Origin of the sequence: Aristaeella hokkaidonensis, assembly GCF_018128945.1 — a bacterium.
Lineage (GTDB): Bacteria > Bacillota > Clostridia > Christensenellales > Aristaeellaceae > Aristaeella > Aristaeella hokkaidonensis.
Window position 1 is genome coordinate 416,951 of the sequence record NZ_CP068393.1, and the last position, 12,954, is coordinate 429,904.

At 49.1% G+C, this 12,954-nt stretch carries 17 protein-coding genes; 2 read left to right on the forward strand and 15 right to left on the reverse strand.

From position 1 onward, the window contains the following. Positions 1-19: 19 nt before the first annotated feature. The 8 genes from JYE49_RS01875 to JYE49_RS01910 form a co-directional block, all read right to left on the reverse strand. Positions 20-826: a pyrroline-5-carboxylate reductase family protein gene (locus JYE49_RS01875; RefSeq protein ID WP_093955794.1), complete on the reverse strand. Its 807-nt coding sequence runs from the start codon at positions 824-826 to the stop codon at positions 20-22. A 42-nt stretch (positions 827-868) separates the two neighbouring features. After that, entirely contained in the window at positions 869-1,249 is a 381-nt protein-coding gene (locus JYE49_RS01880; protein WP_093955795.1) for a GNAT family N-acetyltransferase, read from the reverse strand. Then, positions 1,243-1,455 (reverse strand): hypothetical protein, encoded by a 213-nt coding sequence (locus tag JYE49_RS01885; RefSeq protein ID WP_093955796.1) that lies wholly within the window; start codon positions 1,453-1,455, stop codon positions 1,243-1,245. The genes JYE49_RS01880 and JYE49_RS01885 overlap by 7 nt, the downstream gene beginning before the upstream one ends. A 57-nt stretch (positions 1,456-1,512) precedes the next feature. Then, complete coding sequence (locus tag JYE49_RS01890; RefSeq protein ID WP_346763053.1) at positions 1,513-1,950, reverse strand: HIT family protein; 438 nt, start codon at positions 1,948-1,950, stop codon at positions 1,513-1,515. Between the two features lie 80 nt (positions 1,951-2,030). Beyond that, the gene (locus JYE49_RS01895; RefSeq protein WP_093955798.1) at positions 2,031-2,516 is read right to left on the reverse strand and encodes an AAA family ATPase; all 486 of its coding nucleotides are present in this window, start codon (positions 2,514-2,516) and stop codon (positions 2,031-2,033) included. Between the two features lie 105 nt (positions 2,517-2,621). Next, entirely contained in the window at positions 2,622-3,419 is a 798-nt protein-coding gene (locus JYE49_RS01900; protein ID WP_093955799.1) for a class I SAM-dependent methyltransferase, read from the reverse strand. A gap of 46 nt (positions 3,420-3,465) precedes the next feature. Then, positions 3,466-3,903: a GNAT family N-acetyltransferase gene (locus tag JYE49_RS01905; protein WP_093955800.1), complete on the reverse strand. Its 438-nt coding sequence runs from the start codon at positions 3,901-3,903 to the stop codon at positions 3,466-3,468. 32 nt (positions 3,904-3,935) lie between these two features. Beyond that, a complete protein-coding gene (locus JYE49_RS01910; protein WP_283399272.1) occupies positions 3,936-5,021 on the reverse strand; it encodes a serine hydrolase domain-containing protein in 1,086 nt (361 codons plus the stop codon). A 283-nt stretch (positions 5,022-5,304) separates the two neighbouring features. Here JYE49_RS01910 and glgB point away from each other — a divergent pair, with 283 nt between their 5' ends. Next, positions 5,305-7,251 carry a 1,4-alpha-glucan branching protein GlgB gene (gene glgB, locus JYE49_RS01915; protein ID WP_093955802.1) on the forward strand — a complete coding sequence of 649 codons (1,947 nt, stop codon included), beginning with the start codon at positions 5,305-5,307 and terminating at the stop codon, positions 7,249-7,251. A gap of 170 nt (positions 7,252-7,421) precedes the next feature. Continuing rightward, entirely contained in the window at positions 7,422-8,318 is an 897-nt protein-coding gene (locus JYE49_RS01920; RefSeq protein ID WP_093955803.1) for a helix-turn-helix domain-containing protein, read from the forward strand. A 54-nt stretch (positions 8,319-8,372) separates the two neighbouring features. On the opposite strand, the gene JYE49_RS01925 is transcribed toward JYE49_RS01920, so the two are convergent. The 7 genes from JYE49_RS01925 to JYE49_RS01955 all read right to left on the reverse strand — a co-directional run bounded on the left by JYE49_RS01925 (position 8,373) and on the right by JYE49_RS01955 (position 12,832). Continuing rightward, complete coding sequence (locus JYE49_RS01925) at positions 8,373-9,089, reverse strand: sulfite exporter TauE/SafE family protein (RefSeq protein WP_093955804.1); 717 nt, start codon at positions 9,087-9,089, stop codon at positions 8,373-8,375. 29 nt (positions 9,090-9,118) lie between these two features. Next, positions 9,119-9,400: a hypothetical protein gene (locus tag JYE49_RS01930; RefSeq protein WP_093955805.1), complete on the reverse strand. Its 282-nt coding sequence runs from the start codon at positions 9,398-9,400 to the stop codon at positions 9,119-9,121. Positions 9,401-9,579: 179 nt separating this feature from the next. After that, on the reverse strand, positions 9,580-10,329 hold the full coding sequence (locus tag JYE49_RS01935) for a hypothetical protein (RefSeq protein ID WP_093955806.1): 750 nt from the start codon (positions 10,327-10,329) through the stop codon (positions 9,580-9,582). A gap of 197 nt (positions 10,330-10,526) precedes the next feature. Further along, positions 10,527-11,141: an HAD family hydrolase gene (locus JYE49_RS01940; RefSeq protein ID WP_093955807.1), complete on the reverse strand. Its 615-nt coding sequence runs from the start codon at positions 11,139-11,141 to the stop codon at positions 10,527-10,529. Between the two features lie 17 nt (positions 11,142-11,158). Next, entirely contained in the window at positions 11,159-11,704 is a 546-nt protein-coding gene (locus tag JYE49_RS01945; protein WP_093955808.1) for a GNAT family N-acetyltransferase, read from the reverse strand. Between the two features lie 4 nt (positions 11,705-11,708). Continuing rightward, positions 11,709-12,179, reverse strand: a complete 471-nt coding sequence (locus JYE49_RS01950) for a hypothetical protein (protein WP_283399273.1) — start codon at positions 12,177-12,179, stop codon at positions 11,709-11,711. Positions 12,180-12,283: 104 nt separating this feature from the next. Continuing rightward, entirely contained in the window at positions 12,284-12,832 is a 549-nt protein-coding gene (locus JYE49_RS01955) for a GNAT family N-acetyltransferase (RefSeq protein ID WP_093955810.1), read from the reverse strand. Between the last annotated feature and the right edge of the window lie 122 nt (positions 12,833-12,954).

The following is a 12,954-nucleotide window of genomic DNA, read 5'->3' on the forward strand; positions in this document are numbered from 1 at the left end:
ATCGTGATTTCTTTTTTGATTACTTTGCCTTTAATCCGTTTACACGATCATAAGCTGCATCAATACATTGATTGATGATTTCACTCAGATTACTGTTGTGAAGCTTACTGATGCCCGCTTCTGTTGTTCCGCCTTTGGTGCTTATCTGTTCAATTAGGCTTTCGAACGTTTTGTCTTCGTTTCTGATAATCTCAATCACATTTTCAAAAATACGGGTCGTGATTTCTTCACTGACAGCAGCATCATTGATTAGTCTGTCACTGGAATTCTTATATTCTTTCATCAGATAAGCCGCAAAAGCCAGGCCGCTGGCCGCGCAAATTGTAATACTCTCCAGCTTTTCCTCCGGTAGATTGATCAGGTATCCCAATGGCCGGAAAAGATTCAATGCTTCTTCTGTTTCCTCTGAATCATTTTCACAACAAATTCCTATAACGCCTTTACAGAGTGATATTCCCAAGTTGGGCATTATTCTTATCAGACGATATTCCTTACTTGTATCCTGGAGCATTTCCCTCATGTCGTTTATGCTGACGCCAGCCATAAAGCTGACAATCGTTTTATCCGAGATGTTCATTTCCCTGATCTCGGCAAATACTTCCCGGGCGTTTTGCGATCTGACAACAATGACAATAACATCTGATTCAGTAACCAGATCCTGCTTACTCGAAGTCACATTGATACATGGATAAATGCGCTTGATCGCATCCATTGTTTCTGCGGTTCTGGCATTCAATATGATCCGGTTTTGTTCCATTCCGCTTTTTACCAGACCGGCAATGAGCGCTTTTCCCAAGTGCCCTGTTCCAATAATACCAATGTTCATTTTCGCATCTCCTTTAATTTCCTGGCTTGTAGTCGGAATAAATCACAGCGTTTTCCGCATGACAATCTGGCCGTTTTCTCTCGTGACTTCAACGAATCCTGCCTTCTGATATAGCCGGACGGGTCCCTGATAATCAAAGTCATTCCGTTCGTCAGAAAGCTTTGCGTAACCTTCAACAGCCGCGTATCCCTTTGTTTTTGCATCGCTGCAAACCCTGTCAATAAATGCTAACGCTATGCCCTTTCCCCGGTATTCGGGTGCGATTTCGAAACAGACAATGGAGATTGTTTTTCCGCAGGTGTTTTTTCTCGCAAAGTCTGGAACGAATCCGGCGTAACTTTCGATATCCGCCGCATTACACCAGCCGACAGACAGATCTCCGTCATAAGCCAGGTATCCCTGAATCTGATTCCGGTTCAGCATCTCCACGGCATATTTGCGCAGCGTTTCTTGACGCCGTTTGTTTTAAACTCACTGACCATCCGGCTGATGTTTTCCTCATCCTGATTGGGAGAGGTGCAATAGCACGGACCGTTTGGATTAGCATCTGTAAACGCACGATTGTCGAAAAAATCCAGATAATCAGCATTTAGTTCGGATGCCAGTGGTTTAATCACGATTGTTTTCATTCGGGTATCCTCTCTGAAACAGATTTTTGATTTGCCATTAAAATACGAGCGGCATGATCACAGCAGTTTATCCAATTCTTCAAGCAGTTGCTGTTTCATCTTTTCCAGTTCTTCTTCGCTGGGCCTTTCTTCATCTGCGTACATCTTTTCCCGCGGATACCACCAGGTCGGGCCTTTTCCTTTGTTGCCGTATTCGCCAAGGTCTCCGGCTTTCCGGGGGAACAGGTGCCAATGAATATGGGCGCCGCCTTTCCCATTACCAAGGCATTCATAATTCATTTTATCGGCGCCGAAGGCATTGCTGACCGCCTGAGCGACGAGGGTCATTTCCTCAAGATGCTTTGCCCTGACTGCCGGCTCCAGATCGAATAATTCAACAACATGTTCTTTATAGATAAATAACGTATATCCCTTAAAATGCTGAAAATCCCCGATGACCACATATCCGGTTTCCAGCTCTTTGACAAAATAAGGATTGGTACCATCTTTAGTCATCTGAATCCGTTCACATACACCGCACATTTTTATCTCCTTTTTATTTCTTTTTTTGACTAAGATTTGATTTCCACCAATGGTTATTGCATGACCAGTTCCGCCACCTGCTCAACAGACAGGTCACTTGTGTCAATGATATTCTCCATGGATGCAAAACCGGGCAGGGACTTCAGGCTTACATTCAGCCATTCATCGGTCCGCCATTCACAGTTATGATCGTCTTTCCATCGCCTGATCAGGTTTTCCCGGCTGCAGACCAGCGTCACGTTCTTCACTTCCGCCTGCATAGCAGAAAGACCTTGGGTGATTTTTTGAATCACCCAAGGTTCATCCATTAACCATACCAGCACAACCGTATTGCAAACAGAGCACTTCTGATAGTTGCCGATCATATGAAGTATATTATCGACAGCCATAGCCTTGGTTTCCTGATTGCCGACAAAAGGATGGATATCCAGGCACCAGTCTCCGTCAATAAAGGCGGTTCCCGGATGATGATCCGCGATATACTTGCCGACTGTGGTTTTTCCAACGCCCATGGGGCCGTTCAGAATAATGACTTTCATGATTCATGCTCCTGTTTGCCGCTTTGTACATTCAGTAATTGAAACGATCATACCAGAGCAAATGCTCCCGGTCAAACAAAGCAGGGAAGCGGACGTGCTGTCAGTTCAGATTTTGCGGCCCTGAATGATCATGGAAAGCGGGAATCCCTGATGGTCGAGCTCAACAAATCCGCCGCCGATATCATGATCGAACTCCTGCAGCCCGGTGACAACGATCCCGTTGCCGCACATGCCGGAGATGATTTCCGACAATGAATGGGTGTAGTCGGTAAAGGTTTTTGACTGGTAGTGTTTCTGGGTCATATAGTACATTCCGCCGTTTCCGGTCCATTCATGCTCGAAATAGGAGAAGTGGCATTCCGCCCTGTGCTCAGGATCATACGGTTCGTCGCCTTCTGCAGCAAGCATATTCCGGAAGGGGTGCTCCTCGTTGATCAGGATGATAGCTCCCGGCTTCATGCAGTTCGCGATCACCGCAAAAAAGCGGTTCAGATCGTCAAACCAGCAGAGGGCGCCGATGGTGATAATCACCACGTCAAAAGTGTTCTTATACCGGTCGTCGATATCGTAAATATTGGCCGCCACAAACTCGCAGGGGAGGTTCAGCTCTTCCGCTTTTTCATTGGCAAAGGCTACCTGATTTTCGGCAATGTCAAAACCGATGCCTTCTTTTGCTTTTCCGCATTTGACCAGGGACAGCAGCTCACGTCCGTTGTTGCAACAGAACTGGCCGATCACCGCATCTTCTGTGTTGATCTGTTTCAGGACGCTTTTTGTTTCCTCGTTGAAAAAGGGATAGTCTTCATTCTGTATGCGTTCTGTGATATCCGCACCCCAGGAAGCGTCCCTGTTATCAAAAGCCTCTTCCCAGGCAGCTTTGTTTCCTTCAATATACTTTTCCATATTCTTATCCTTTGTTGTCTTTTTTGCTTGTAAACACTATATGCGGTTACTCGACGGTCCATTCAGTCCACTCAATATGATTGTATTGCATTACATCATCGGCACGCTTCATGCCGAGTTTTTCATAGAACGGGACCGCATCTTCATTGGCGATCAGGTATACCGCGATATCCTTTTCACCGCCGGCCAGCTCATGAGCCTGTTTCATCAGCTTTGTCGCGATGCCCCGGCGCTCATAGGCCCTGTCTACTCCAAGATCCGTAATATACAGCCAGTAGCAGAAGTCCGTAAGCCCGAAAAGGACACCCACAACAAGCCCGTCAGCATTCCGGGCGACCAGACTGATCGAAACATTTTTGACCAGCTTCAGAATCCGTTCGGCAAACCGTTCCTTCGGATACTGGGAACCAAGATCGGTTCTCTTCAGGAATTCAATGTATTCCCCTGCCGAGACGCGCTCTTCACAAATCGTAATATCGTCCATATCAGTTTCCTTTCCTTCTTGTGGGCGACAGCTTAGTAAGTCACGCAATCAACGCACTCTTTCAGTTCCAGCAACTTTTTGACACCGAGGACCGTAGCGGGAATGCGGTCGTTCGGCCCGAGGTTTGACAGGATGACAACGGCTGTCCTGTTTTCGGGATTGAACCCGAGATAGCTGTTGTAATGCCCAGTACCGCCGTTGTGCCAGATGAAACCATTTTCCTGATCCAGGATCCAGGCCATCCCAATTTCATCCAGATGGATGCCCATCAACTTATGGCTTTCCGAAGCGGCGTTGATGGCTTTCAGGCTCTGATGGCATCTAGTGAAGACAGGATTATCCTCCAGCTGCAGCTGTGCGTAATGCAGCATATCCTCAATATTGGACGTGACAGCACCGGCGGAGAGATAGCCGTCGTTCTCCTGCCAGTCCCAGTAATTACCCAGGTCACCGTCATGTTCAGAAATCTTAGTCGCAGACATGCCGAGTTCTTCCTGGACGAACTCATTCAGCAGTGAGGTGTAGTCTTTTTCATAAACCGCTTCCAGCACCAGACCCAGCACAGCGTAGCCATAGTTGGAATAGGTAAAGCCATAGCTGTCCTTATTCATATCCAGGCTTTTGCATTTAGCCAGCACCATTTCCCGGCTGATCCCAAAGAAACTGTTCTTTCCAGAAAAGAAGTTGCCGATCATCGGGGTTTCGAAATAAAAACCGTTATAACCGGATGTGTGGGTCAGGAGCTCCGCAACGGTGGGATAGTTCTTTCCGGCGGGCAGGGACAGATAGGCATCGATGGAGGTGTCCGGGTTGACAAGCCCTTCCCCGATTGCTTTGCTGACCAGGGCAGCAGTCATGGTCTTGGTCAGGGAACCAATCTCATATGTATGCTTTTCAGGAGGAAGAATCTGGCCGTTTTCCCCGTAAACCGTAAAAGAAGCCTGGTCGTCACGGATGATTCCGACGGTGATTCTGGCGTCCGTTTTTCCCTGCGTTGTATAGTTCAGCGCGTCTTCAAAGGTCAGGCCGGGAACTTTTCCCATCTGGACTTTCCCATAAATCATCAGTCCGCCGAGAGCCAGAGCGACGATCAGTAAGATGGCTATTACAATCAACATAATTTTTTTCTTTCTGCCTTTCACGGATTTATTCATGTTTGTTTTGCTCCTTTTGCGCAAAGGATTCCGACATATGATTTCAAAGATAGTAATCTATACTATTATATGACAGCACGCCCATTATTTGAAGACACCCATGGTATTATTGGTATATGTATTTATGATACCCATGGTATAATTGAGAAAACAAGCTAGGAAAATCGAAGCCGGGTATACCGCTGACAAATATGAATGTGATATAATCATCTCACAGGAAAAATGAAAAAGAGGGGGACTTGGCTATATGTGGTACAATCCGCCGGACGGACAGCGACGTGAAAGCTTTCACATGGGGAACTGTGTGGACGCATATGATTTTTTGGGCGCACATCCTGTGGAGGAAAACGGGGAACTGAAATGGCATTTCTCCGTCTGGGCGCCGAATGCCCAGCGCGTCTCCCTTGTGGGTGAGTTCTGCGGCTGGGACAGGGAAGCCTATCCCATGGAAAAACAGTATGACGGCATATGGGAACTGCGGCTGCCGGACGGGCTGTTTAATCCGAACCGGGATCCGGAGAAATACAGTTCTCCTGAGGCGGCAGAGCTGCTCCGTACCTACAAATACGCCATCCTCTGCGCCAACGGAGAATGGCATATGCGGGCCGATCCTTACGGCTTTGAGATGGAGCTGCGGCCCAGCAACGGCAGCAAGCTGCGGAACCTGGCGGAATATCAGTGGAACGACAGTGCATGGATGGAAGCACGGAAGGAAAAAGAACCCTGTCGCCAGCCCATGAACATCTATGAAATGCACCTGGGCACCTGGCGCCGGGGCGAAGGCGGACGCATCCTGAATTATGCCGAGATTGCGGATCAGCTTGTTCCTTATCTGCAGGACATGGGTTATACGCATGTGGAGTTTATGCCGGTGATGGAGCATCCCTTTGACGGTTCCTGGGGTTATCAGGTCATCGGTTATTACGCAGCAACTTCCCGTTACGGTACGCCGGACCAGCTCCGGTATCTGATCGATAAACTGCATCAGGCGGGCATCGCGGTGATCCTGGACTGGGTTCCGGCTCACTTTCCCAAGGACGAAGCGGGATTGCGCCTGTTTGACGGAACGCCCTGCTACGAGCACGCTGATTCCCGCAGGGCGGAGATGCCGCAGTGGGGAACGCTGCTGTTTGACTATGCGCGGGGTGAGGCAGTCAGTTTCCTGACGTCCAACGCGCTTTTCTGGCTGAAGGAATACCATGTTGACGGCCTGCGCTTTGACGCGGTCAGCTGCATGCTGTACCTGGATTTCGGCAAGGAATCGGGCCAGTGGGTGCCCAACCAGTACGGCGGGCATGAGAACCTGGACGCGGTGCGCTTCCTGCAGAACCTGAATAAAGCCGTGGAAAGGGAATGCCCCGGCGCGATCACCGTGGCGGAAGAATCCACAGCTTATCCCAAGGTCACCCATCCCGTGGAAGACGGCGGCCTGGGCTTTAACTTCAAATGGAACATGGGCTGGATGAACGACATCCTGTCTTATATTGCCCTTGATCCGATTTACCGGCAGTATCATCACGATAAAATCACATTCTCGATGATGTATGCCTTCAGTGAAAACTATGTGCTGCCCTTCTCCCATGATGAAGTGGTTCACTGCAAGGGTTCCATGCTGGATAAACACCCCGGCGACCTGTGGAAGAAATTTGCTGGCCTGCGGGCTCTGTACGGATACTATATGGTGCACCCCGGCAAGAAGCTGTTGTTTATGGGCGGGGAGTTCGGCCAGTTTGTGGAATGGCGGGACAACCAGCAGCTTGACTGGTTCCTGCTGGATTATGAAAAGCACCCGGACCTGCAGAAATATGTGAAAGCGCTGAATCATCTGTACAGCAGCGAACCTGCGATGCACAAAGTTGACGACAGCTGGGACGGCTTCAAGTGGCTGAACGTCAATGACAAGGAGCGCAGCGTGGCGGCTGTGATACGTTCTGACGGCGAAGACGGTTATATTGCCTGCGCGGTGAACTTTACACCCCAGCCCTATCTGAATTACCGGATCGGCCTGCCCTTTGACTGTGAACTGACAGAAATCCTCAATTCTGACAGGGAAGAGTTTGGCGGCAGCAACCTGTATAACGGTACCGTGCTTCACGCGGAAGAGATTCCCCAGGAAGAGCATCCCTTCTCCTGCGAGATCGTCCTGCCGCCGCTGGCCGCGGTTTTCTTCAGGGTTCAGAAAAAAGAAAAATAAAAGATTCACTGAATATCATCAAATAACAACTAAAAGTTGAAAAACAAGGCAAAACTCCACATATAATTAAATTACAGTTGATATTTGCTATTCCAATCAACTGTTAGTAGTGCTATGCTGTCATTGTACCAACCGGCGCGCGGCGGAAATAATAAGCGGGAGGACAGCATATGTCATTTTCTAGTGCATTACAGAGCTTACGGAAAGAAGCGAAGGTAACACAGGAAGAGCTGGCCCAGAACCTGGGCGTCAGTGCCCAGGCTGTGTCAAAGTGGGAAAACGGCAGTTTCCCGGAAGGTGACCTGATTCCCCGGATTGCGGATTATTTCCATGTTTCGATTGATTATCTTTATGGACGCGCCGGAAAAGAGACCGGCATTGAACAGCAGGTTGTCAGTGCGCTGAATGCATTATGGGAATCCTATCGTCAGTCCGGTGCGGATATGGACGCTGCCAACAAAGCCTATATCGAAAAGATTTACGATATCATGTGGGCGTTCCAGATCAGCGCATGGATAGAGACCAGCGATTACTATCCACGGCCGGAAGGCACAGATGAGAATTCCAGGATGGCCAGCGTATATGCCAACAACTACGGTTATTCCTACATGTCGCCGAACAGGAACAAAGATTTTTATCTGTTCCTGAAGGAGCCGGAGAACAAGGAAGGCTTTGGCGGACTGCTGCGTCAGTCAGACGACGTCCGGAACTTTTTCAGATTTCTTTCCGACAAGACCAATATGGAATTGCTCGGATACCTGTACTGTCTGAAATACGGTGAATATGTGAGACGGGAGACCTTAATCAAGGCGCTTGGTGTAAGCGGGGATCAGATTGATAAATCGCTGGAATACCTGATGAGCCTGGAAGAAGGGCACGGGAATCATCCGATTCAGTCCGTTTCCGTGGTCAATGACGAAGGCAAGGCGGAAACGGCATACGGAATGAACATGAATATGGGCGGCCTGCTCTTTGGCCTGCTGGAGATCGCTGATACCTATGTGCATGCTCCGTGCGGGTTTAAACTGCAGATCATGAACCGTTGCAAAGAATGGGTGGAAAGGTAAGCAAAAGCAAAGGCACCTGCGGCTGCAGGTGCCTTAAAACATGGTGTGACGTCGTCAGATATTTGTTATGATCATTATAATGCCTGACAGGATCAGAAAAGCAAGCACCAGATGCTTTACCGTTTTCTCATGAAGTACTTTACCGCAGCGTATACCGGTATATAACCCCGCTGCCATGAACGGGAGCAGAATAACGGCGTGTTTTACGGCTGACAGCGTAATGATGCCCAGGACGATATAGAGGATTATCCTGAAAGTATTTTCGAGGATAAATATGGCGCAGATATTGGCTTTGAATTCATCGCTGCTTTCGGTTGTTCTTCCTACATAGGCGGCCAGCAACGCACCTACGCCGAACAGTCCGCACAGAACACCTGAGATAATTCCTATGACGGAGAGAAGAACCTTTGATTCTTTAAAACGGACGCTGCATGATTCCCGCAGGAGCATTTCAATTCCAAGCAATATGACCACAACGCCGAAGATGATTTTAATATAGCCGGGATTGACGTTTTTCAGTAAAAGCGTGCCGACAAAGCTGCCTGCAAGAACCAGCAGGGACAGGGGAATCCAGATTCCCGGTCGCAGCCTGGCTCTGTTCTTCCATGTCAGAATGATATTTGACGGATATCCCAGCAACAATTCGACCGGAGAAATACTGACGTTTGTTATGCCAAAGGCAAGGATTGACGTAAAAACAAGGGTGTTGGCGAATCCGCATACCCCTTTTACGAAAAAAGCAGCCACCGTTGCCAGAATCCACAATACCATTTTCTTGTGCTCCTTCGGCCTTGATTTTGTTATTCACAATCAAAAATGGTTTTGCCTTCCAGCATGTCTCCGTACTTTGCTTTCCATTCGCTGTGCACGGCGGACTTGTCAAAATTCTCCAGACCGGCAGGCGTCATCTGAAGCTCGATCATGATATGAAACCGGTTGGAACGGTCTGAGCATGAGGTATGGATGATCACATCGGAAATACCGTCAATGGACCGGGCAGCCTCAAAGTGACTGGTGATTTCCGGAACGAGAGCTTTCCAGTCTATGTTTTCCCTGAACTTGGCGATGATAAAGTGTTTCATGGCGCTGCTCCTTATGCTATTTGTTATCAAACAATAGCAAAAAAAGAATTGCAAGTAAAGTGCTTTTGAAAGCATAAAAGACCGATAAAAATGTTGAATTGTCGCACAATGAAGGAAAGCTGGTAAAACAAAAGGCACCGGTTTGCCTGAAACCAGTGCCTGTGAGTTTGCCGGTATGATCAGCCGTTGTCTGTGCGGTAACTGTAATCCATGACGGTGCTTTCGCCATCCTCAGTCCAGACTACATTGTAATTGTCGTCATAGGAGAATGTGACGGTGAAAGGCTGATCCGGATCGAAGAACCCTTCCGCGGTGATGGTGTCTGTTTCGGGATCATAATCACCCTTCAGGATGGCATCTGCCAGGATCTCATCATTTTCTCCGTACTGGTAGCAGCGGATATCATACTCGCCTTCATACCAGTCATAGAAGATGACTTCAATGTCATCCTTCATCCAGCGGCCGCCGTAGAAATTGCCGATGGGCTCGAACTCCAGATCCTTGCCGGCGTCTTCCTTCAGGTCCTCCCAGAGAAGGGTTCCTTCTTCGGTGATGGTCAACACCGCGTCTCCGTCTTCATAATAGATTTCGTCCCAGTCACCGGTGCTGATATCCTGCCGGTAATGCAGGCCGAAGGGAACCGCGGTGAGGGCGGTCTTTTCCTGATTGAGGGCCATGGCATATTCCCAGATGTCTTCCTTACCGTCAAGCCGGTGAATGACCATGGGCTTAATGCCGCCGTCTTCACCGTAAACTTCAATGCGCCAGTCGCCATCCTCGGCAACCCAGGTGTTGATATAAGGCCGGGATTCCGGATATTCATCCGGATAATATCCAATCTCATCTTCCTCGTATTCTTCCTCGGCCAGGACTGATACGACGGTGAGGGAGAGACAGAGAACCAGAAGCAGTGCAAGCAGTTTTTTCATGGTGATAACCTCCTTTGTCGCGTGGCCGGCCTGTCCGGCACACATATATTTGTACGCAGCAAAAAACGGGACGGCAGTACAATTTGATTTTTCTATTTTTTTCCATTCCGTTCATCAATATTATACCGTAATTCCTGCCGGAGTTCAATCAGCATTCAAAAAGGCACCTGCGATTGCGGGTGCCTTTATGTGCTGCGTTATTTCATTTCCTGCTGCTTTGCCACAATAGCCCGGATGGTTTCCCAGTCGGGACAACGGCGATAGTTTCCGTTCGGGAAGGCAGCGGCTCTGTTCCATGGCCGGTCAAAGACCATGACCTTAAGATCCGGCAAATGATCGAAGAACCTGAAAGCCAGCGGTGAATCTTCTATAGCGTAATCAAACTGCATTTTATAGTAATCATCGAGTTTCAGGCTGAAATTACAGTTTTTCAGGAAGTTTTCCCTGCCGTATTTATCCAGGAAATACACGTTGACATCCTGAAGTCCGTGGCTGTCCAGCCATGCGCGGGAAGGCTCATAGGAACTGTAAGGACGGCCGGTGATAATCGACACATTATGCCCCTGGCGGAGCCATTCATTAATGACTGTAGACGCCCCGGGCGCTTCTTCGAAGGAGAGAAGGAAATCCGGCTCATGACCTTTGATGAGCAGTTCGTCATACTGTTCATCTGTCAGGTCGAAGGCATGCTGAAGATTGAAATACCGTATCTCATCATAGGGAACGTTCTTTCCGAACAGATCAGCAGCCAGCCTGCCAAAGGCCCTTCCGGACTCGCACAGGCAGTCATCAAAATCGATATAGATATTCACAGTCACACATCCTTCTGTTATAACTTCAGCAGCATGTAAACCAGTTCCTGAAAACCGCTTGTGCGGGAGTTAAATCCCCGGGGATTCCGGCCGAATTCCACAAAGCCCAGGCTTTTATATAATGCAATGGCTCTTTCGTTTTCGGCAACCACGTTCAGCTCCAGCTGGACATATCCGGCTTCCCGGGCACACTGAATGCAGGCTTGCATGAGTGCTTTTCCCAGGCCGAGCCCCCAGTATTCCTTCAGGACACTTATGCCGAATTCGGCGCGGTGCTTTACCTTGTATTTGCTGCCGACGGCTTCGATTCCGGCCATGCCGGCAATCTTGCCGTCCATGATGGCAACAAGCTCTATTTCATTCGGGCTTTCTGCTTTTTTAGCCAGGAACTGAGCTTCCTGTTCCGGATCATAACTGTTTTCATCAGGATATGACAGCAGGTAATCTGATTCCGCGTGGGTGAGGTTAAAGGCTTCATAAACATTGGCTCCGTCCGGTGCGTCGCTGTTCCGGATCAGTGCCTCTGTGCCGTTTTTCAGTACGATCTTCTGTGTATATTTCATCTGTTTATTTATGCTCCGTTTGTGTTATGTACTGCCTGACCGGATCGTCACACCAGACGTGTGCTTCTATGTACCGTTCCGGTCCGTGTGAACCGTCATCATTCCAGTCCTGAGGCAGACCGTATTTCTTAATGATCTCAAGGATCTCGTCGTAGGTGTAAACCTTCCGCCTGTATTCTTTTCCGTCATTGACCCGCGGGCTGAAGGTGGGCATGGAATCTCCGTAGGTAAAAGAGATCTTCCGGGTATCAAACGCCTCAATCGGAATTCTCAGGAAGTCGCCCTGCTCAAACCAGGTGCTCAGCCATGGACTGTGCTCCACAACCATGTAATAAGGGGAGGGGATGTCCATGATCCCGCCCTTGGCCGCAAACTCCCGGCGAAGAAGAGCCTCACAGCTGCGGCGCTTTTCAATGTAGGTTTCATCCCGCTGGGCACACAGGGATTCGGGCCGCTCTGCCTTCAACTGATTCAAAACCTTTTCGGCCTCCTCCGCTGGCAGCGCGGTAAGGCTTCTGAAAGGTCCACTCCGTTTATCGAAATAGTGATACAGATACATCATGCTATGTTTCGGTTGTTTTACAGCATTCGGATCATCAGGTAATCATTGTCATAGCTGCCATCGGGATATTTCAGACCGTGGGGGCGGGTTCCGAAAACTGTGAATCCGTACTTCATATACAGGTTGACAGCCCTGCGGTTTTTTGACTCAACGGTCAGCTCGATCTGCTCATAACCGGACCTTTGGGCAAAGGCAATCAGCCGTTCCATCAGGGCGGAACCAAGGCCCAGATGCCAGTAATCCTTCAGGATCGAGATGCCGAGGTCGCTACGGTGCAGAAGACGGCTCTTCGGACCACGTGAACTGACATCCGCACTGGCGATAATCCGTCCATCCATCTCCGCCACCAGCATCAGGCTGCGGGGATCATCCCTTTTCCGGGTCAGGATGGCAGCTTCTTCCTCTGCCGTATAGTCAAACTCTTCCGGAGTGCGCAGCAGGAAGGGCGTTTCGCCCAGCATGATTTTCATATATTGCAGCATGAGCTGCGCATCTTCCGGCTCCACAGAGCGAATCGTACACTGCCTGCCGTCCCGGAGAGTAAGTGTTTCCGCGGAACAAAACATATGCTATCCTCCAACTAAAACCGTCCTGTGATCGCATCGATCATACCAGAACCTGCGTAAACAGTCAAAGCGGAAGAACGTTAAAACAATAAAAAACCGACCGACGGTCGAAAAATGATTGA